The sequence below is a fragment of the Acidimicrobiia bacterium genome (assembly GCA_040880805.1).
Classification (GTDB): domain Bacteria; phylum Actinomycetota; class Acidimicrobiia; order IMCC26256; family DASPTH01; genus DASPTH01.
Genome location: JBBDHW010000019.1, coordinates 105,748 through 125,441, shown reverse-complemented (window position 1 = coordinate 125,441; position 19,694 = coordinate 105,748). Strand labels below are relative to the sequence as shown.

Below are 19,694 nucleotides of genomic sequence, written 5' to 3'. Positions count from 1 at the left end.
GTTACGCCTCGAGGAGCGTCGGGCTGCAATCGCCCCGTGCGACGCGCGTGACCTCCTCGACGACGAGATGCGGGGGTAGCAACGAGGCCAGCTCCGCGCCGGCGTCGACCTCTCCGCGCGTGAGGGCCACGAGCATCTCGAGCTGGCCGATCAGCGGTTCGCGCGCATCGTGGATCGCGGGGATGTCGATGATCGTCTGCTGGCGATAGCCCGGGCCGTCGCCGTCCATCGCCTCGTTGAGCACATGGCGGTAGATGGTGATGTCCTGGCGCACCATGTCGACCTCGATGAGCCGCTCGAGCTCCGAGACGACGAGGCTGCGGACCTTGCGCTGAGCGACGCGGCTGACCGAGAGAGACGCCAGCATCTCGCCGCCGAAGTCACACGTGACCTCCGCGATGTCCTCGGCACGTGGTTCCGAGCTTGGGTGGCAATAGGCGAACCGCGCATCTACCCGCGAGGGCAGCCGACCGCTCAGGCGCAACACGAGATCGACATCGTGGATCAGCAGGTCTTGGGCGACGCCGGTGACGATGCGGGGCGCGTACGGAGAGTGACGCACCGTCGTCACGTGAACGGGTTCCTCGACGATCTGCATCGCGGTGAGAACTGCAGCATTGAAGCGCTCGAGCAATCCGCACATGAGTGGAACATCGTTTCGTCGTGCCGTCTCGACGAGCACCCGGACGTCGTCGATCGAGTCCGCGAGCGGCTTCTCGACGAGCGCGGGGCGGCCGGCCTCGAGGGCGAGGAGACCCCACTTCACGTGTGTCGCCGTGGGGGATGCCACGATGACCGCGTCGCATCCGTCGAAGCCGTCGAGCTCGGGCGTCCAACGACTGCGAAACCGCTCCGCGAGCAGCTCGCCGGACTCCCGATTCGGATCGACGACCCACGCGAGCTCGGTGTCTTGTGACTGCGTGAGGGCACGGGCGTGGAGCGAGCCCATCGCGCCTGCGCCCACGAGGACGATGCGGAGCGGCTGACGACCGGGCACCAGGGATCGCAGGTTAGCGCGGGCCTCGGCCCGCGACCGTGTTCCGCACTCCGTCGACGATCCGGTCGAGGTCTCCGTCGTCGAGGCCCTGGTGGACCGGCAGCGAGAGCACCTCGGTTGCGGCCCGACTGGCCACCGGCGTCGGATCGGCGACGACGAGCGGGTGGTCGCGATAGCACTCGTAGTCGTGCACGACTCGGGGGTAGTAGACGCCGGTGGCGATCCCGAGCCGCGCAAGCTGTGCGGCGAGCGCGTCCCGGTCGCACGCGGCATCCGACGTGACGCGCACGGTGTACTGGTGGAACACATGTGATCGTCCGGGCGCGACCGTGGGCACGACGATCCCTTCGATCCCGGCGAGGCCGTCCGAGAGACGTTCCGCGTTGCGCCGGCGGGCTTCGCAGATCGACGCGAGCCGCCCGAGCTGGGGCACACCGATCGCGGCCTGCAGGTCGGTCAGGCGCCAGTTGTGCCCCGGCAGCACGTACTCGTAGCGCGCGCGCATGCCTTGGTTGCGCAGCAGCCCGATTCGATCGGCGACGTCGTCGTCGTCGGTGGTGACGATCCCGCCCTCACCAGTGGTGACGTTCTTCGTCGCATACAGCGAGAAGCAGCCCACACCGAACGAACCGGCGCGCTTGTTTCCGACCGCGGCGCCATGCGCCTGTGCCGCGTCCTCGACGATCGCGAAGGCCCGCTCGTGTGCAAGTGGCGTGAGCCGGTCCATCGCGGCCGGTTGCCCGTAGAGGTGAACGGGCATGACCACGCGTGTGCGTGCGGTGATGCAGGATTCCACCGACACCGGGTCGATCGTGAAGTCATCGGCGTCGATGTCGGCGAACCGTGCAGTGGCCCCAACCTCGAGGATCGCGTTCAGGGTCGCGACGAAGGTGAACGGGCTCGTGATCACCTCGTCACCCGGCCCGATGCCGAGCGCGGCGAGCGCGCCGACGAGTGCAACCGTGCCGGAGCTCACCGCGATCGCGTGCTGCACACCGCAGAGCGAGCGAAACCCGGCCTCGAGCTGCGCGACCATCTCACCCTGCGCCAAATGCCCGGAGCGGAGCACGCGGAGTACGAGCTCCTCTTCCTCGCTGCCGATGTCGACCGTGCTGAGGGAGATCGGCGGCTCGGGCACGATCTGCGCGCGGGATTTCGAGATCACGAGCGCGCGCGGCAGGCCGCGCAGCGCATGTCCTCGGGTCGCTCGTCGCTATGGCTGACGACGGCACCGCACCGGCACACCCAGCCCGCGTGGCGCGCCGGGTTGCCCACCACGAGCTCATGGTCGGCGATCGATCGCGTCACGACCGCGCCGGCGCCGACCGCAGCAAAGGAACCGATCTCGATGCCGCAGCGAATCGTCGCGTTCGCGCCGATCGACGCGCCGCGCCGTACGAGGGTGGGAACGACCTGCCACGTCTCGTTGGTCGCACGCGGGTAGCGATCGTTGGTGAACACGGCGCTGGGCCCGACGAAGACCTCGTCGTCGAGGGTGACACCGGCATAGACCGACACATTGTTCTGGATCTTCACGCGGTCACCGATCTGCACGCCGGCATCGACGTAGACGTTCTTTCCGAGGGTGCAGCCCGATCCGATCCGCGCGCCGGACCGAACGTGCGCGTGGTGCCAGATCATCGTGCCAGTGCCGATCAGCGCGTCGGGTTCGATGACGGCAGACTCGTGCACGTGCCCGTCGATTGGTCGCGCGCTCACCGTGACGAGGATACCCGCGCCGCGCCACGGTTCGACCGAAGTCTGCCGGTAGCCTCGGCGCATGGACGCGACCGTGCTCGTCACCGGTGGCGCGGGTTTCATCGGCTCGTACCTCTGTCACCAACTCGCGGATCGCGGGTACCGCATCCGCATCCTCGACAACCTCCGGCGCGCGAATCTTCCCGCGATCCAACGGCTGCTCGACGACGGTCGAGCCGAGTTGATCGACGGTGACATCCGCTACCAGCGCGTGGTCGCGGACGCGATGCAGGGCGTCGACCTCGTCGCGCACCTCGCGGCTACATCCATCAATCGCAGCCAGGCCGCGCCGGCCGAGAGCGTCGACATCGACATCCGCGGTTCGGAGCATGTGTTCTCGGCTGCCGCCGACGCCGGTGTCCGCCGAGTCGTGTTCGCGTCGAGCGCATCCGTGTACGGGCAACCCGAGCGCTTGCCGATGACGGAAGACGACCCGCTGCGCCCGCAGACGCCGTACTGCCTCGGCAAGCTCGCCGGCGAGCACCTGCTGCAGTTCTACGGCCGCGCCCGCGGTCTCGAGTGGAACATCCTCCGGTTCTTCAACGTGTACGGCCCCGGTCAGCACAACGACGCGTACTACACCGCCGTCGCGTCGATCTTTCTCGAGCGCCTTCTGGACGGGCAGCCGCCGATCGTCGACGGCAGCGGCGAACAGACGATGGACCTCGTCCATGTTGCCGACGTCGCGCGGGCGCTCGTGCACGCGCTCGAGGCCGAGAGCAGCGGAAACGTCTGCAACGTGGGAACCGGCATCGAGACGTCGGTGGCCGAGCTCGCGCGCCTCCTCGTCGAGAGCGTCGGCGTCGACATCGAGCCGCAGTTCCGGCCACGCCCGGTCATCGTCACGCGACGCGTGGCCAACATCCGGCGCGCGGCAGAGCGGCTGGGCTGGGAGCCGGGCATCGGCGTGAAGGAAGGCGTCGAAGACATCGTGCGGGCCGCGCGGGCGGGAGCGGAGCGGTGAGCGCGCCCCTTCCCGAGAACCCGTACAACGAGCACGCGTGGATCATCGGCGAGCCGGCGATCGGGGAAGGCACCTGGATCGGGGCTTTCACGGTTGTCGACGGGTCCGGGGGGCTCACCATCGGCCGGGGGTGCGACGTGAGCTGCGGGGTCCACATCTACACGCACTCCACGGTCCGACGATGCGTGAGTGGACGGCGCTACGACCGGATCGACCGCGCGCCCGTCGTCATCGGCGATCACGTGTTCCTCGGTGCCAACGCAGTCGTGATGATGGGCGTCACGATCGGTGAGAGCGCGGTGGTCGCCGCGGGTGCCGTTGTGACCCGCGACGTACCCGCGTACACCGTGGTCGGCGGGGTCCCGGCCGCGATCATCGGGCACGTCGAGCTCGACGGCGACGCGCCGCGCATCGTCCATGATGCCTAGCGCGCCAGGTTGGTTCCGAGCGCGTGCACTCTCGGTCCTCGCCGTCTTCGCAATCGCCGCGACGAGCGCGCCCTTCGCGCACGCGGTATCGACGAACGGTCGTTGGGACCAGCGCGTGCTCCCGATCGCGAAGCAGGTCGAGCAGCTCCGCGGCCTGAAGTTCGAGCACCCGGTGCCCATCGCCTTCCTGTCGGAAGCGGCGTTCGAGCAGAAGGTAACCGTCAAACAGGGAAAGCTCTCGGCGGACGACAAGGCGGAGGTCAAACGGGCCGAGGCGCAACTGCGCTCCGTCGGCTTGCTCGCGGGCGACGTGAACCTGATCGACGCGGTGTCGTCGCTCCGGACGGCCGGGGCGCTCGCCTATTACGACCCCAAAACGAAGCGCGCCACGGTGCGCGGCAAGGTGCTCGACGCGGCCACGAAGGTGACGCTCGCGCACGAGCTCACGCACGCCTTGCAGGACCAGCACTTCGACCTGGTCGAACTGCAACGGGCCGCGGACCGCAACCACTCGTCGGATGCCCTGAAGGCGCTGGTGGAGGGCGATGCGGTTCGTGTGCAGCAGCTCTACGCGGACCAGCTGCCGGGTGACGAGCGCGCCCAGTACGACAAGACCCGCAACGCCGCCGCCGGCAACGCGCTCGACGAGGCCCGCGCGAAGGGCGTGCCCGACTCGCTCGTCACCATCTTCCAAAGTCCCTACACGCTCGGGCCGCTGATGCTGCAGGTCGTGAAGGCGACCAAAGGCGAGCACGCGATCGACGGTCTCTTCCGCGATCCGCCCACCACCGACTCCGCGTACCTCACGCCGACCACGCTCGTCGACGGGGCCAAGCCCACGAAGGTGGCGCCGCCGGCGCTGGCAGCGGGTGAGCGGGCGGACGGGAAGCCCGAAGTGTTCGGCGCGTTCGCGCTCTATCTGATCCTGGCCGCCAGGTCGGATCCGGTCGCCGCGCTCGCGGTTGCCGACGGTTGGGCCGGCGACTCGATGGTGACGTTCGAGCGAGACGGTACGACGTGCGTGCGCGCGAGCTTCGCCGGCCGCACGAAGGACGCGAGCGACGCTCTCCGCGACGCGCTCCGGCAGTGGGCGCGGGGAGCGGCGGGCGCGGCCGACGTGCAGCAAGACGGGGCGCTCTCGACGCTCACCGCGTGCGACCCGGGCGCTGCCGGTGGGACGCGCCGGGACGGGTCCGTTGCCGCGTTGACCGTCGCCGGCGTGCGCAATGCCCTGCTGGCGACGATGGCGGAGCAAGGAGTGGGTATCAAGACCGCCGACTGCACCGCGAACGGCGTCGTGTCCGACCCGGCGTTCCGCCCGATTCTCGACGCGGCGGTCGCCGATCCGAACGCAACGCCCGAGTCGTCGGTGTTCGAACCATTCCGGCAGAGCGTGCTCGCGATCGCCGCGGAGTGCGCCGCCAAGCACTGACGCCGAACGAGTGCGCCCGGCTCACGGCCGGAGTTTGCGGGCGAGGCGGCGGATCCTTGTCGTGACCCGTGCCGCGCGTGCGGGCGCGGCGACCCTCCCGGAGCTCTGGGCATCGAGCGGATGGTGCTCCCCGAAGCGGCTGGTCGCGTGGCAACGCTCGGGGGTGGCGGCGGCGATGCTCAGGTCTCGGCGGAATTGGATCACCACACCGAACTCCTGAACCACGCCCTTGAAATATCGCAACGCGAAATCGAGATCGACACCATGATCGGCGAGGTCGTTGATCGTGACCTCGTCGACGACATAGACGAAGCGCTCGAGTTGCCACCGGCCCTTGAGCATCGGAATGTACTCGTCTCGGTGGGCGACACCGATGTGGTTCCACATCGCTTCGGTGATTCCATGCAGATGGCCGTAGAGAAACGCCTCGTTCGTGAAGGCGTACGGTGTCCAGAACTCGATCCGGGCGCCATCACGACAGATACGGCTGATCTCGCTGAACACATGGTCAGGGCTCTCGATGTGCTCGAGGAAGTGCGCCGAGAACACTTCGTCGACCGACTCGTCGGGAAACGGATAGACGTCGGTCGTGAGATCGAGCACGTAGTCGACTCGAGGACCCGCAAACTGGTCGATACCGACGAACCCATCACGCTTGACGTTTCCACAGCCGAGATCGACGCGCAATGCGGAACCCATTCGTCAGGCGATGAAGTACTTCGCGTCGGGGTGGGGGACGATGATCGCCGTGGTGGTCTGCTCGGGTTCGAGCTGGAACTCCTCGGTGAGCTGCACGCCGATGCGGCGCAACTCGAGCAGGTCGTCGAGCTTCGCCTGGTCCTCGAGGTCGGGACACGCGGGGTAGCCCCACGAATAGCGCGACCCGCGGTACTGCTGGCGGAAGAGGCCGGCGAGTGTGGGGCCGTCCTCGGAGACGTAGCCCCACTCCTCCCGAATCCGGTAGTGCCACAGCTCGGCCAGCGCCTCGGTCATCTCCACCGAGAGCCCGTGGCAGAGCAGGTACTCCTGGTAACGATCCTCCGCGAACAGCTCGCGCTCGCGCTGCGAGGCGCGCTCGCCCACCGTGACCACGTGGAACGCGGCGTAGTCGGCGTCGCCGCTCGCGACGGAGCGGAAGAAGTCGGCGATGCAGAGGCGGCGCTCGTCGCGCTGGCGCGGGAACGTGAAGCGAAGGCGCTCGGTACGGCGGTCGTCGTCGGCCCACACGACGAGATCGTTGCCCTCGGAGTTCACCGGGAAGTAGCCCCACACCACTGCAGGGACCAGCCAGCCCTCGGCCTTCGCGATGTCGAGCTCGGCGCGCAACGTGGCGCGGAGGCGCTCCTTGAAGTCGGCGTCGGTCTCGGCGATCGACTTGTCGGGACGGAACTGCCACTGATTTCGGAACAGCCCGGTTTCGTTGAGGTAGGCGGCGATGTCGTCGAGCGGCATCCCCTTGGCGACGCGTGATCCGACGAACGGCGGTACGAACACCGTCACGTCGGTGGCGACGTCGGACCGCGTGGTGACGGGTGCGAGATCGTTCTCGCGCGACGCCGACTTGCGCGCGGGCAGGTCGCGCCCGCCGAGCGCGCGGCCGAAGTCGGGATCGAGCTCACCCGTGCGCTTGCCTTCCATGAGCCGGTCCATCGTGTGGAGTCCCTCGAACGCGTCCTTGCCGTAGAAGAGCCGGCCCTCGTAGATCCCGCGCAGGTCGCGCTCCACATAGGTGCGCGTGAGCGCGGCGCCGCCGAGCAGGACGGGAGTGTCGGACAGCCCGCGCTCGTTCAGCGCCTCGAGGTTCTCGCGCATGATCACTGTGCTCTTCACGAGCAGCCCGCTCATGCCGATCGCGTCGGCGCTCACCTCCTCGGCCTTCTCGAGGAATGCCGACAGCGGCGCCTTGATGCCGATGTTGTGCACCTCGTAGCCGTTGTTGGTGAGGATGATGTCGACGAGGTTCTTGCCGATGTCGTGGACGTCGCCCTTCACGGTGCCGATCACGAGCGTGCCCTTGCCGCCGGCGTCCGCCTTCTCCATGTGGGGCTCGAGGTACGACACCGCGGCCTTCATCGTCTCCGCGCTCTGCAACACGAACGGGAGCTGCATCTGGCCCGACCCGAAGAGGTCGCCGACGACCTTCATGCCGTCGAGCAGCACGTCGTTGACGATCGCGAGCGCGGGGAGCGTGCCGAGCTGTTCCTCGAGGTCGGTTTCGAGGCCGTCGCGGACGCCGTCGATGATTCGGTGCTTGAGGCGCTCCTCGACCGGCCAGCCCGAGCGGTCTTCGCGCTCGACCGCGTCGGCCTCGACGCCTTCGAACGCGCTGAGGAACGCGGTGAGCGGGTCGTAGCCCTCGCGGCGTCGGTCGTAGATGAGGTCGAGGGTGACGTCTCTCACCTGTTCGTCGATGCGGTGCATCGGCAGGATGCGCGCGGCGTGCACGATCGCGGCGTCGAGCCCGGCTGCGCGGCACTCGTTGAGGAACACGCTGTTGAGCACGTGGCGCGCGGCGGGCTTGAACCCGAAGCTGATGTTCGAGAGGCCGAGCACGGTCCACACGCCGGGGAGCTCGGTCTTGATGCGCCGGATCCCCTCGATGGTCTCGACGCCGTCGCCGCGGCTCTCCTCGATGCCGGTGGCGAGCGTGAGGGTGTTGCAGTCGAACAGGAGGTCGGACGGTTCGATGCCGTAGCGCTCGACGGCGAGGTCGCGGATGCGGCGTGCGATCTCCACCTTCCGGTGGGCCGTGCGCGCCTGCCCTTCTTCGTCGATGCACATGCAGACGACCGCAGCGCCGTACTCGCGCGCGAGCGACATCACGCGGTCGAACCGCTTGCCCGGCTCCTCGCCCTCTTCGAGGTTCGCGGAGTTGAGGACGGGCTTGCCGCCGATGTGCTGGAGACCGGCCTCGAGTACCTGGGGCTCGGTGCTGTCGAGCACGAGCGGCAGCCCGGCCTGGGTGGCGACTCTGCTCACGAGCTCCGCCATGTCGTCGGTGCCGGGGCGTCCCACGTAGTCGACGCAGAGGTCGAGCACGTGGGCACCTTCCTTCACCTGCTCGCGCGCGAGCTGCAGGCAGGTGTCCCAGTCGGCGTCGATCATCGAGTTGCGGAACTTCTTGGAGCTGTTCGCGTTCATCCGCTCGCCGATGGCGAGGTACGCAGTGTCTTGGTGGAACGTGACCGGGGTGTAGATCGACGAGCACGCGGGTTCGTACTCCACGTTGCGCGGCACGGGCGCGCGTGCGCCGATGCGGTCGACGACTGCACGCAGGTGCGCCGGCGTGGTGCCGCAACAGCCGCCCACGATGTTGAGCCCGAACTCGGTGACGAACCGGTCGTGCGCGTCGGCGAGCACCTCGGGCGTGAGGTCGTAGTGCTCGCGACCGTCGACGACGGACGGCAGTCCGGCGTTGGGGAGGCACGACAGGAACGTGCGCCCGTGGCGCGACAGGTAGCGCAGGTGCTCGGTCATCTCGGCCGGACCGGTCGCGCAGTTCAGGCCGATCACGTCGGGGCGCATCGCCTCGAGCGTGGTGAGCGCGGCGCCGATCTCGGAGCCGAGCAAGAGCCGACCGGTCGTCTCGACAGTGACCTGCACCATCAACGGGACCTCGCGACCGACGGTTGCCATCGCGCGGCGGCACGCGATGAGCGCCGCCTTGCCTTGGAGCAGGTCCTGCACGGTCTCGACCAGGAGCACGTCGACGCCGCCGGCGAGCAGACCCTCGACCTGCCTCACGTAGGAGTCGCGCAGCGTGGCGAAGTCGATGTGGCCGAGCGACGGCAGCTTGGTGCCGGGGCCGACGGACCCGATCACGAAGCGGGGCCGATCCGGCGTGGCGAAGTCGGCCGCGACCTCCTTCGCGATCCGGGCCGCGGCCTCGTTCAGCTCGTAGGTCTTCTCGGCGATGTCGTACTCGGCGAGCACGATGCCGAACGCACCGAACGTGGCGGTTTCTACCGCATCGACGCCCGCTTCGAAATACTCGCGGTGCATCTGCCGAATGAGATCGGGTCGCGAGAGCACGAGGTGCTCGTTGCAACCTTCGAGTGCCTCTCCACCGAAGTCGTCGGGGCCGAGCTGTTGTCCTTGGACCCATGTACCGAACGCGCCGTCGAAGATCAGGACGCGTTCGCGCATGGAGGCGAGAAACTCCGACATTGAAGTCCCAGGCTACCGGAGGCGGTTCGCGATCCCGCCGGTCATTCCATGCCCATTATTCGATGGAGACGCGGTCTCGCGCGAAGCGGCGCTTCCTCGTGACGCGCACCGGCCGGTCGGCGCGCGCCCAGAGCTCGCGGTCGCCCGAGCTGTCGCCGTACGCCCACACGTACGCCGGCTCGCCGCCGAGCCAGACATCGAGTCGCCGCGTCTTCTCGGCACCTCGCACGTTGGCGCCCTCGAGCTTGCCGGTCAGCTTGCCTCCGGGTCCGAGCTCGAGTTCGGTGGCCAGCACCGCGTCGAAGCGCAGTCGCTCGGCGACGGGGCGTACGTAGACGCCGAGCGATGCCGAGACCACCACCAGCTTGTGGCCCTGCGTGCGGTGCCAGTCGACGCGGTCGACTGCTTCGGGACGGAGGTGCCGACGCACGATGTCGGAGGCGAACTCGCGCCCGAGCGTGTCGAAACGGTCGGCGTCGTAGTCGGCGAAGATACGGCGTAGTACCTCGGCCTTGACTGCGTCGCGCCCCCACTCGGAGCGGCCATTCCGCGCGACTCGCACACCGCTCGTGGCCAGCGTCTGGGTGGCGGCGGGCGCGCCTGCGACCCGGAACAGGAAGGGCATGAAGTTGTCGCGTGTCGAGAGGGTGCCGTCGAAGTCGAACGCGGCGACGACCGGTGTGACACGAGCGGGAGGAGTGGAACGCACGCGCCCTCGAGGGTAGCGAGCCGTCGTGCGTCAGCCGGCGATCAGCTCGATCCGGTTGCCGAACGGATCATCGACGTAGCAGTGACGCATCCCGGGTTGTTCGTCTTCCCAGTGCGGCGTGACGCCCGCTGCTTGGAGGCGCGCCGCGAGCTCGTCGATACCGTCGACGACGAGCGCGGGATGCGCCTTCTTCGCCGGACGGAAGTCGGCGTCGACACCCAGGTGCACCTGCACGCCACCGGCGCGGTACCAGCGCCCACCGCGCGCGGCGAGCGATGCCGGCTTCGGAACGACGTCGAACCCGAGCAGGTCGCGGTAGAAGGCGTCGGCCTCCTCTTCACGCCCTACGGGCATCGCCAGCTGCACGTGATCGAGTCCGGTGATACTCACGGTGACGCGACGGACAGCCCTGCTGCTCGCGCGGCGTCGAGCGCGCGCTGGTCATACGAGTAGAAGGTGACGCCGTCCGCGATCAGGCCCAGAGCGGTCGCGATGTGGATCGCGTCGAGAGACCGAAGCGTTGGGGTTGCGAGACGGCAGGCCACGTCGATGACGGGACGGTCGATCGGGATCAGGAAGATCCTGAGGAGCGCGGCGCGGGCTCGCGCAGCACCGGAGTCGCCGTCGCGACGCCAGGCTGCTCGCGTCGCTTCGATCGCGCCGAGATCACTCGAGACGATTCGATCGTGCGCGCCGAGGGCACCCTTCAGGTCGGGTGTCTCGGGTTCGGCGACGGCGAGCTTGACCAACGCCGACGACTCCACGTAGGCAACCGTCACTCTTTTCCTTCCCGGTCGGCCGCGAGAGCTTCGGTACCTCCATAGCTCACCGGACCCGGGGGAAATGGAATGTCATCGATCGTGCCGACGGCTGGGCGGATGCGGCCCTCGGCCAGCATGCGGTCGAACGCGCTCTGCGGCTCGCGCAGCGGGGCCAGCACCGCGACGGGGTGGCCGTGCTCGGTGACCTCGAGCGACTCGCCCTCCTTCACCCGCCGCAGGTAGACGCTCAGGTTCTGCCGCAGCTCCCGCACGCCGACGCGCTCCATGACGCACAAGGTAGCACAATTGCTCAGTCGTCGGCGTGGGCCACGAACGTTCGCTCGGCGACCAGCTCGCACACCTGGATGCGGTACTCGGCGTACCAGTGGTCGCGGCCGCGCTGCTGAGCGACGCGGTGTCGGGGGTCGTCGCGCCACGCGTCATGCGCAGCCTGTGACGCGAACGTGATGACGGAGACGCGCTCGCCGTCGTCGGCGACGAACTGCTTGAAGTCGACGAACCCGGGTATCGCGCGCGCCAGTCGCTCCATCTCCTCCGCGGTGCGCGCGTAGTCGGCACCGGCGTCGGCGCGCAGTCGCGATCGGAACACCGTCACCATCTGGCTCACCGGTTTCGAGCTCATTGCGCAGCTCCCTTCCCGGCGTCGCGCAGTGCTTCCTTCCAGGTGCGGAAGCGGTGGTGCACGACGCCGTCGGGTCCTTCTCCCTCTCCGCTCCCGTCGGGGAACACGCGGAACGTCCACGTCGCGCCGAGGTCGTCGGCCGAGAGCGCCATATAACGCGCGTCCCCGCGCGACGGTGGGCCCGCCCGCCACAACAACCACGGACCGATTCGCCGGAGGTACCCGACGATCGGCTCGTCGATGTCGGCGCCGAGCTCGAGGAGCGGCCGCGGCGCCTCGATCCACGCAGTGGCAGGAATCTTCCGATCGCGCTGCGGCGTCGCGGGGAGCTCGTCGGTGCGTACCGGGGTCGCGTCGACCGGTCGCTCGTTGGACCTAATCATGGGTCGCTCGCTGCTCGCCGGGATACCCGGCTCTCGGTCGCTCGCTCCCGAACGGGAATTGCGTGTGGACGCGCCACGACGCGGGCTCGGTACCGCCGACCATCAGCGTGAGCGCGGTGGCCGAGGTGTGGATCGGGAGCGCTGTCGCCACTGCATCTACGGCTGCGCGAAGGACGTCGATCGGCGCGTCCTGCCCGATCGTGACGTGTGGCGTGAGGTCGGCGTACGCGCCTTGGTAGGGGGGAAACGCAGGAAAGAGCTCCACTGCGTTCCGGGTGAGATCTCGGAATGGTCCAGCGGGTTCGGGGGCGAGGTAGGCGACGGTGTCGCCGAACCAACGGACGTCGGCGAGTTCGAACTGGAACCGTGGGCACGCCGCGAAACCGCGGGCAAGGCACTCGACCACGTCGTCGTCGATCTCGTCCGGGGCCATGAACGGGTACAACACGGTGACGTGGGGAGGCACGCCTCGAAGTGCCGAGGGATCGAGACGGGCTCGATGTTCACTGATCAGCGCCTCAGCGGCCGGTACGGCGACGAGGAGTGCGCTGTGGGTGGCGGCCCCCATCAGATCGGGAGCTTGCGGAAGATCGGGCGTGGAACGTGCCGCAGTGCCGACATCACGTATCGGAGTGTGGGTGGCACCCAGACCGTCTCGCTGCCGCGCTCCAGGCCGTGCACGATCGCGACCGCGACCGCGTCCGCGGTGGTCGACAGCGGCGCGGGGTCCATGCCTTCGGTCATCTTCGTGTGTACGAAGCCCGGCCGGACGATCATCACCTTCACGCCGCTCCCGACGAGGCTGTCGCCGAGTCCCTGGAAGAAGGCGTCCATTCCCGCCTTCGACGATCCGTACACGAAGTTCGAACGGCGTGCGCGCTCGCCGGCTACGGATGACATCGCGACGATCGCGCCGTGCCCCTGCGCGCGCATCTTCTGTGCGAGCGGCACCCCGACCGACACCGATCCGAGGTAGTTCACGCGCGCGATGTCGACCGCGGCATCAGGATCGCGCTCGGCCTGCGCTTGATCGCCGAGCACGCCGAACGCGAGCAGCGCGAGGTCGATGTCGCCCACGCGGCCGAACACGTCGTCGATGAGCGCCGCGTGGTGCTCGGTGTCGCGCGCGTCGAACGCGATGGTCTCGACTTTGTCCGCGCCGAGCGCGCGCAGCTCCTCTGCAAGCGGCACGAGCGAAGCCGGCTCTCGCGCCGCGAGCACGATCGTCCGCGCCCGTCGCTTCACGAGCGCTCGCAACGTCGCGTGCGCGATGTCGGACCCGGCGCCGAGCACGAGCACCGACTGCACCGACCCCAACGAGTCCTGCATGTCTTCCTTTCCGGGCTAAGGCAGCCCCAAGCGCCGTCGGAGGTCGGACTGGAGGACGCCGGCAGGGTCGACGCGGGCGCGGAGCTCGGCGAAGCGGGGGAGATCGGGGTACATCACCGGGAGGAGCTCCGGGCGGAGGCGCGAGTCCTTGGCGAGATAGACGCGGCCGCCGACGTCGGCGACCAGCTCGTCGAGGTCGTCGAGCAGCTGCGCGAGGCCCGGCACGGTCGCCGGGATGTCGAGCGCGAGGGTCCAGCCCGGCGCGGGGAACGACAGCGGCCCCGGGTTCTGTGCGCCGAAGCGCTTGAGCACGGCGAGAAAGGAGGCGGCGCGCGCGTGGCTCAACATCTCGACCGACCGGCGCACCGCCGCGTGGGCGTCGTCGGGGACGACGTACTGGTACTGGAGGAACCCCCTACTTCCATACAGACGGTTCCACTCGCGCACGCCGTCGAGCGGATGGAAGAACGACGAGATCGTCTCGAACCCGCCCCCGTGGAGTCGCGGCGACACGCGGTACCACAACTCGTTGAAGATCGCGATGCTCGCGCGGTTGAGCAGCCCGTTCGGTGCCCACGGCGGTGCGCCGATCCGCGCCTGCGGATCGAAGTGCAGTGGCTTGGCTCGGTGCTTCGGTGGGAGCTCGTCGCGCTGCGCGTGGTCGCCACGGGACAAGATCGAGCGACCGAGTGACGTGCCGCTCGCGAGGCAGTCGATCCATGCGACGGAGTAGCGGTAGTCGGCGTCGTCGTCGAGCATCCGCGCCATCACGGTGTCGAGATCGTGGCAACGCTCGTTGCGCGTGCGGAGGAGCGACGTCTCCACCGGGAGCAGCCGCAGCACGACCTCGGTGACCACGCCGGTGAGGCCCATGGCCCCGGCGGTGCCCCAGAAGAGCTCCGGGTCGGAGTCGGGCGTCACGGTGACGACGCCCTTCGGCGTGTGCAGCGTGAACGCCTCGACGTGGTTGGCCAGGCTGCCGTCGACGTGATGGTTCTTCCCGTGCACGTCGGCGGCAAGTGCCCCGCCAACCGTGACGAGACGCGTGCCCGGGGTGACGGGAACGAAGAAGCCGAGGGGCACGACGAAGCGCATGAGCGTGTCGAAGCTGATGCCCGCGGCGACGCGGACCGTGTCGCGCGCGACGTCGACGTCGATGACGTCTGCGAGCGAGAGGCCGTCGAGCACCGTGCCACCGGCGTTTTGCGCGGCGTCGCCGTAGCTGCGGCCGAGACCGCGCGCGATGATCCCGCGCTCGCCCGCGTGTGCGAGCAGATCGTCGACCTCGGTATCACTCGATACGGAGACGACCGTGGCTGCGCTCGGCGCGGTACGACTCCATCCCGTGAGCATCTCGGAGCGCGCGTCGGCCACGAAGTTCCTCAGCCGCGCACGCCGAGCATGAACGTAACTGCCCAGATCACGCCGACCACCATGAGCACCCGATCGCCGAGCACGACTTCCTCGGGCGCGCCACCCCCACCCTCCTCGATCACGAAGCCGTAGCGGAGCACGCCGATCACGAACGGCACGATCGACAGGCGGAACCACGTGGTGTCGCCGGTCTTGCTCGCGTTCTCGAACGCCCAGAGACAGTATGCGGTGATCATCACGCCGGCCGCGACCGCGCGGACGAAACCGAGGTACGCGGTGGAGTACTCACCGAGCGTGCTGCGGTGGCCGTGCGACGCCGACCCGAGCTCGACCTGCTCCGCGTGACGCTTCCCCGTGACGATGAACAGTGATCCGGCACCCGCGACGATCAGGAACCAGTCGGACAGCCGCACGCCGGTGGCGACGCCGCCGGCGATGGCCCGGAACACGAACCCTGCGGCCACCGCCGCGAGGTCGATCACCGGCTCGTGCTTGAGCCAGAGCGTGTACGAGAGGGTGACCGCGACGTACGCGGCGACGACCGCCGTGAGCTTGCCGTCGTTGATGGGCGCGGTGATCGCGCACGCGACCACGATCAGACCGACGGCCACGCCCCGAGCGACGCTCGGTGAGAGGTTGCCCGCCGCGATCGGACGCGAGCGCTTCGTGGGGTGCAGACGGTCCGCCTCCGCGTCGGCGGCGTCGTTGAGCAGGTAGGTGCCGCTTGCAGCGAGGCAGAAGGCGAGGAACGCAATGAGCGTCTTGGCGATCGCGTCGGCCTCGTCGAGCACGCCCGCGGCGGCAGGCGCCGCGAACACGAGGACGTTCTTGATCCATTGCTTGGGGCGCGCGGTCTTGATGATGGCGCGCACCTGTGACGGACGCGGAAGCGGTGCTGGGTCCCCGGTGGGGGTCTCCGGAGATGGTTCGGGGACCGCAGACATCGCCCCAGGCTACGCGAACGGGGGGTCGTAGACTCCGGCACCGATGGTACGAAAGGTATACACGCGCACGGGCGACGACGGCACGACCGGTCTTCTGTACGGCGGGCGCGTCGGCAAAGACACGGTGGGGCCGGACGCGTACGGCGCAGTCGACGAAGCGGTCTCGGCGCTCGGGCTCGCGCGCGCGGAGACCGATCGCGGGTCGGAGCTCGACGAGCTGCTCGTGCGACTCCAGCGCGAGCTCTTCGTAGTAGGGGCGGAGCTCGCGACCGCGCCGGAGAACCGGGGAAAGCTTGAGCCGGGCGTGTCGGTCACCACCGAGGACATGGTGGATGCGCTCGAGCCGATCATCGACGACATCACGGCTCGCTACGAACCGCCTGCCGAGTTCGTGCTCCCGGGCGAGAACCGGGTGGCGGCCGCGCTCGATGTCGCCCGCACCGTGGTACGACGCGCAGAGCGTCAGTCTGTCGCCGCCGCGCACGCGGGCTGGCTACCCGAGAGCCGGGTGATCCCGTATCTCAACCGGCTCGCCGATCTCGTGTACACGCTCGCCCGCTGGCAGGAGGGAACCTTCCGCCCGGTGCGAACGCGATCCTGACTCCGGAGGAACCCGTGGGGCTCACGTTCTCAGTCGTCACGACACCCGCGGACCGCGTCGCGGCCGAGCTGCTCGCGGTACCGATCGCGAAGACGCGAATCCTCGGGCCGGGTGCCGACGCGGTCGATGCCGCGCTCGACGGCGGGCTCGCCGCGTTCCTCGAAGAGACCGATTTCGAGGGCAACCTCGGCGAGACGCTCGCGGTGCCCACGTCCGGGAAGTTGCGCGCGAAGGCCGCGGTGCTCGTCGGTGTCGGTGAGATCGACAAGCTCACCGTCGACGACCTGCGCCGCGCCGCGGCCGCGGTTGCGCGTCGCGCGACAAGGGCGGTGTCAGTGGCCACCACGCTCGTGAGCGTCGCCCCGGATCTGCCGCGCGCCGACGCCGCCCAGGCCGTCGCCGAGGGAATGGTGATGGGCGCGTACCAGTTCCTCGAGTACAAGCGCGACGGCAAGCCCACCAAGCTCTCGAAGGTCAGCGTGATCAGTGATGGTGGCGCCGAGGTACGCGCCGCGCTCGCTCGCGGTTCGGTGATCGCCGACGCGGTGGTGTGGGCGCGCGACATCGTGAACCAGCCCGCTCAGGCAAAGCCGCCGGCGGAGATGGCGGCGGAAGCGCGCCGGTTGCTCCGCGGCCGCGGCGTCACTGTGCAGGTGCTCGACGTCCCGCAGCTTCGACAGCAAAAGCTCGGCGGTGTGCTGGGTGTCGGTCAGGGCTCGCACCAGACCCCGCGGTTCTTGAAGCTCACCTACACGCCCGCGGGTACGAGCGGCAAAGCACTCGCGTTCGTGGGCAAAGGCGTGGTGTTCGACTCCGGTGGGCTTTCGCTCAAGACTGGTGCGGGTATGGAGACCATGAAGTGCGACATGTCGGGTGCCGCCGCAGTGATCGGCGCGATGTCGGCGCTGCGCGAGCTCGGGGTGAAGACGCGCGTCACCGGCTATGTCCCGCTGGTCGAGAACATGCCGAGCGGAACGGCCATCCGCCCCGGCGACGTGTTGCGCATCCACAACGGCAAGACCGTCGAGGTGCTGAACACCGACGCCGAGGGCCGGCTCATCCTCGCCGACGCGCTGTCGCTCGCGTCCGAAGACAAGTCGGCCGCGGTGATCGACCTCGCGACCCTCACCGGTGCGTGTGTCGTCGCCCTCGGCGAGAAGATCGCCGGGCTGATGGGGAACGACGACGGCTGGACCAGTCAGGTGCAGGCCGCGGCCGATCGCGCCGGCGAACGCGTGTGGCCGCTCCCGCTGCCCACCGACTATCGCAAGGGCATCGACTCGGCGGTCGCCGACATGAAGAACATCGGACCGCGCGAGGGTGGCGCGCTCACCGCCGGGATCTTCCTCCAGGAGTTCGTCGAGGGCGTGCCGTGGGCGCACCTCGACATCGCCGGCCCCGCGTTCCTCTCCGGAGACGACGGCTACCACCCGAAGGGCGGCACCGGCTTCGGTGTGCGTACGCTCCTCGAGTTGGCGCGCACGTTCGAGCCCCCGACGTCGTCGGACGTGAAGCCCGCGAAGTCCGTGAAGTCCGCGAAGTCCGCGAAGTCGACGAACGGAGCTCGGCGACGCACTCGTCGGTGAAGTCTCGCTGCGCGGCGATCGTTGCCGCGCTCATCCTCCTCGCACCGGCTCTCGTGTTGGTCGCGCGTCCGGCCGCGGCGCGCGTGCCTTCTGGTGGCACCGTCGTCACGGTCCACGTGCGCGACAACGTGTTCCGTCCGTCGCGTCTCGGCGTGAAGCCCGGCACCACCGTTCGCTGGGTCAACGAGGGTCGGAATCGGCACAACGTCACGCCGAACTCAGGTGACGCCTTCGGCAGCAAGAACCTCTCGCCCGGACAGTCGTACGCGTTCCGCTTCGAGGATGCCGGGAAGTTCTCGTACTACTGCACGCTGCACGGCGCGCCCGGTAAGGGCCAGCACGCCACCCTTGCTGTGGGTGACGACGTCGGCGCGTCCGACGTCGCGCCGACCGGGTCCGGCGACTCGCCCGCGCCCTCGATCGCCTCGTCGGGCCGCACGATTCGCGTCCCCGCCGACGCGAAGACGATCCAAGGGGGAGTCGACCGCGCAAAGCCCGGCGACCTCGTGCTGGTGTCACCGGGCGTGTACCACGAGACGGTCACCATCGCGACCAAGGGCATCGTGCTGCGCGGGCTCGACCGCAACCGCACGATCCTCGACGGCGACTTCGAGCGCGAGAACGGCGTGAAGGTGGTGGGAGCCGACGGCGTCGCGATCGAGAACCTCACCGCGCGCAACTACACCGAGAACGGGTTCTACTGGGATGGCGTTCGCGGGTACCGGGGCTCGTACCTCACGGCGTACCGCAACGGTGACTACGGCATCTTTTCCTACGACTCGCAGTGGGGTGTGTTCGACAACTCGTACGCGTCGGGCAGCCCCGACGCCGGCTTCTACATCGGGCAGTGCAATCCGTGCCACGCGGTGATCACCGACGTCGTGTCGGAGTTCAACCAGCTCGGTTATTCGGGTACGAACGCGGGCGGCGACCTCTTCATCGTTCGCTCCGTTTGGCGCAAGAACCGGACCGGCATCGTCCCGAACACGCTCGACAGCGAGGAGCTGCCGCCGCAACGAGGCGCCACGATCGCGGGCAATCTCGTCGAGCTGAACGGCAGCACCGACGCGGCCCGATCGTCAACGGAGGAGTTCGACGTTCTCTACGGCGGCGGCATCGTGCTCGTCGGCGCGTCGGACAACAAGGTCCTGCGAAACCATGCACCCGGCAATGCTGTGATCGGCATCGCCATCGCGCCCAATCCCGCACTCCAGCAGAACTTCTGGCCGTCGACCGGCAACGAGGTGCGCGGCAACGACGTGCAGGGATCGAGCCTGGCCGACCTCGCAGTGATTCTCGCGACCCCGGCCGACGGCAATTGTTTCGCCGACAACCAGTACGGCACTTCGGCCCCCAAGAACCTCGAGCAGCTCATGCCGTGCGACGGTGCCGGCACCGGTGACCCGAGCGATGGCGCCCTGCTGATCACACGTTTTCTCGACACGTCGAACAATCCGACGGGGCGCGACTACAAGAAGACGCCGGTTCCCCCAGAGCAGCAGAACATGGCGAACGCCAAGAACGCGAAGGCGCGACCAGCGGGCGCGCCACCGAAGGTCGACCTCGCCTCCGTCGCTCGCCCGTCGTAGTCACTCGTCCTCGAACCAGCGGCGTTCCA

General features: G+C 68.8%; 21 protein-coding genes. 6 read left to right on the top strand and 15 right to left on the bottom strand.

The window, feature by feature from the left end; all coding sequences use genetic code 11:
- Position 1: 1 nt before the first annotated feature.
- From WD271_04015 to WD271_04005, 3 genes are read right to left on the bottom strand one after another with little or no spacing between them, the layout of a single operon-like run.
- The gene (locus tag WD271_04015) at positions 2-997 is read right to left on the bottom strand and encodes a Gfo/Idh/MocA family oxidoreductase (protein MEX1006993.1); all 996 of its coding nucleotides are present in this window, start codon (positions 995-997) and stop codon (positions 2-4) included.
- Positions 998-1,010: 13 nt separating this feature from the next.
- Positions 1,011-2,162 (bottom strand): DegT/DnrJ/EryC1/StrS family aminotransferase, encoded by a 1,152-nt coding sequence (locus tag WD271_04010; protein ID MEX1006992.1) that lies wholly within the window; start codon positions 2,160-2,162, stop codon positions 1,011-1,013.
- Positions 2,159-2,716 carry a DapH/DapD/GlmU-related protein gene (locus WD271_04005; GenBank protein MEX1006991.1) on the bottom strand — a complete coding sequence of 186 codons (558 nt, stop codon included), beginning with the start codon at positions 2,714-2,716 and terminating at the stop codon, positions 2,159-2,161. The genes WD271_04010 and WD271_04005 overlap by 4 nt, the downstream gene beginning before the upstream one ends.
- Before the next feature lie 61 nt (positions 2,717-2,777).
- Here WD271_04005 and WD271_04000 point away from each other — a divergent pair, with 61 nt between their 5' ends.
- From WD271_04000 to WD271_03990, 3 genes are read left to right on the top strand one after another with little or no spacing between them, the layout of a single operon-like run.
- Entirely contained in the window at positions 2,778-3,719 is a 942-nt protein-coding gene (locus tag WD271_04000; protein ID MEX1006990.1) for an NAD-dependent epimerase/dehydratase family protein, read from the top strand.
- A complete protein-coding gene (locus tag WD271_03995) occupies positions 3,716-4,147 on the top strand; it encodes an acyltransferase (protein MEX1006989.1) in 432 nt (143 codons plus the stop codon). The genes WD271_04000 and WD271_03995 overlap by 4 nt, the downstream gene beginning before the upstream one ends.
- Positions 4,140-5,579 (top strand): hypothetical protein, encoded by a 1,440-nt coding sequence (locus tag WD271_03990; GenBank protein ID MEX1006988.1) that lies wholly within the window; start codon positions 4,140-4,142, stop codon positions 5,577-5,579. The genes WD271_03995 and WD271_03990 overlap by 8 nt, the downstream gene beginning before the upstream one ends.
- A 21-nt stretch (positions 5,580-5,600) precedes the next feature.
- On the opposite strand, the gene WD271_03985 is transcribed toward WD271_03990, so the two are convergent.
- From WD271_03985 to WD271_03930, 12 genes are read right to left on the bottom strand one after another with little or no spacing between them, the layout of a single operon-like run.
- Positions 5,601-6,278: a methyltransferase domain-containing protein gene (locus WD271_03985; protein MEX1006987.1), complete on the bottom strand. Its 678-nt coding sequence runs from the start codon at positions 6,276-6,278 to the stop codon at positions 5,601-5,603.
- Positions 6,279-6,281: 3 nt separating this feature from the next.
- Positions 6,282-9,746 (bottom strand): methionine synthase, encoded by a 3,465-nt coding sequence (gene metH, locus WD271_03980; GenBank protein ID MEX1006986.1) that lies wholly within the window; start codon positions 9,744-9,746, stop codon positions 6,282-6,284.
- A 55-nt stretch (positions 9,747-9,801) separates the two neighbouring features.
- Positions 9,802-10,455, bottom strand: a complete 654-nt coding sequence (locus WD271_03975) for an HAD-IB family hydrolase (GenBank protein ID MEX1006985.1) — start codon at positions 10,453-10,455, stop codon at positions 9,802-9,804.
- Positions 10,456-10,485: 30 nt separating this feature from the next.
- The gene (locus tag WD271_03970; protein ID MEX1006984.1) at positions 10,486-10,845 is read right to left on the bottom strand and encodes a VOC family protein; all 360 of its coding nucleotides are present in this window, start codon (positions 10,843-10,845) and stop codon (positions 10,486-10,488) included.
- Positions 10,842-11,234 carry a type II toxin-antitoxin system VapC family toxin gene (locus WD271_03965; GenBank protein ID MEX1006983.1) on the bottom strand — a complete coding sequence of 131 codons (393 nt, stop codon included), beginning with the start codon at positions 11,232-11,234 and terminating at the stop codon, positions 10,842-10,844. Before WD271_03965 ends, WD271_03970 begins: the two co-directional genes overlap by 4 nt.
- Positions 11,231-11,503, bottom strand: a complete 273-nt coding sequence (locus WD271_03960; GenBank protein ID MEX1006982.1) for a type II toxin-antitoxin system prevent-host-death family antitoxin — start codon at positions 11,501-11,503, stop codon at positions 11,231-11,233. The genes WD271_03965 and WD271_03960 overlap by 4 nt, the downstream gene beginning before the upstream one ends.
- Before the next feature lie 23 nt (positions 11,504-11,526).
- On the bottom strand, positions 11,527-11,859 hold the full coding sequence (locus tag WD271_03955) for an antibiotic biosynthesis monooxygenase (GenBank protein ID MEX1006981.1): 333 nt from the start codon (positions 11,857-11,859) through the stop codon (positions 11,527-11,529).
- Positions 11,856-12,242, bottom strand: a complete 387-nt coding sequence (locus WD271_03950) for a hypothetical protein (protein MEX1006980.1) — start codon at positions 12,240-12,242, stop codon at positions 11,856-11,858. Before WD271_03950 ends, WD271_03955 begins: the two co-directional genes overlap by 4 nt.
- Positions 12,235-12,810: a 2'-5' RNA ligase family protein gene (locus WD271_03945; protein ID MEX1006979.1), complete on the bottom strand. Its 576-nt coding sequence runs from the start codon at positions 12,808-12,810 to the stop codon at positions 12,235-12,237. The genes WD271_03950 and WD271_03945 overlap by 8 nt, the downstream gene beginning before the upstream one ends.
- A complete protein-coding gene (locus WD271_03940) occupies positions 12,810-13,571 on the bottom strand; it encodes a decaprenylphospho-beta-D-erythro-pentofuranosid-2-ulose 2-reductase (GenBank protein MEX1006978.1) in 762 nt (253 codons plus the stop codon). Before WD271_03940 ends, WD271_03945 begins: the two co-directional genes overlap by 1 nt.
- A gap of 15 nt (positions 13,572-13,586) precedes the next feature.
- Positions 13,587-14,945: an FAD-binding oxidoreductase gene (locus tag WD271_03935; GenBank protein MEX1006977.1), complete on the bottom strand. Its 1,359-nt coding sequence runs from the start codon at positions 14,943-14,945 to the stop codon at positions 13,587-13,589.
- Positions 14,946-14,953: 8 nt separating this feature from the next.
- Positions 14,954-15,889 (bottom strand): decaprenyl-phosphate phosphoribosyltransferase, encoded by a 936-nt coding sequence (locus WD271_03930; protein ID MEX1006976.1) that lies wholly within the window; start codon positions 15,887-15,889, stop codon positions 14,954-14,956.
- Between the two features lie 43 nt (positions 15,890-15,932).
- Between WD271_03930 and WD271_03925 the strand changes: the two genes are divergently transcribed.
- The 3 genes from WD271_03925 to WD271_03915 are packed head-to-tail and all read left to right on the top strand — an operon-like array spanning position 15,933 to position 19,665.
- A complete protein-coding gene (locus WD271_03925; GenBank protein ID MEX1006975.1) occupies positions 15,933-16,490 on the top strand; it encodes a cob(I)yrinic acid a,c-diamide adenosyltransferase in 558 nt (185 codons plus the stop codon).
- A 14-nt stretch (positions 16,491-16,504) separates the two neighbouring features.
- Entirely contained in the window at positions 16,505-18,076 is a 1,572-nt protein-coding gene (locus tag WD271_03920; protein ID MEX1006974.1) for a leucyl aminopeptidase, read from the top strand.
- Positions 18,073-19,665 (top strand): cupredoxin domain-containing protein, encoded by a 1,593-nt coding sequence (locus tag WD271_03915; GenBank protein ID MEX1006973.1) that lies wholly within the window; start codon positions 18,073-18,075, stop codon positions 19,663-19,665. The genes WD271_03920 and WD271_03915 overlap by 4 nt, the downstream gene beginning before the upstream one ends.
- Positions 19,666-19,694 lie beyond the last annotated feature (29 nt).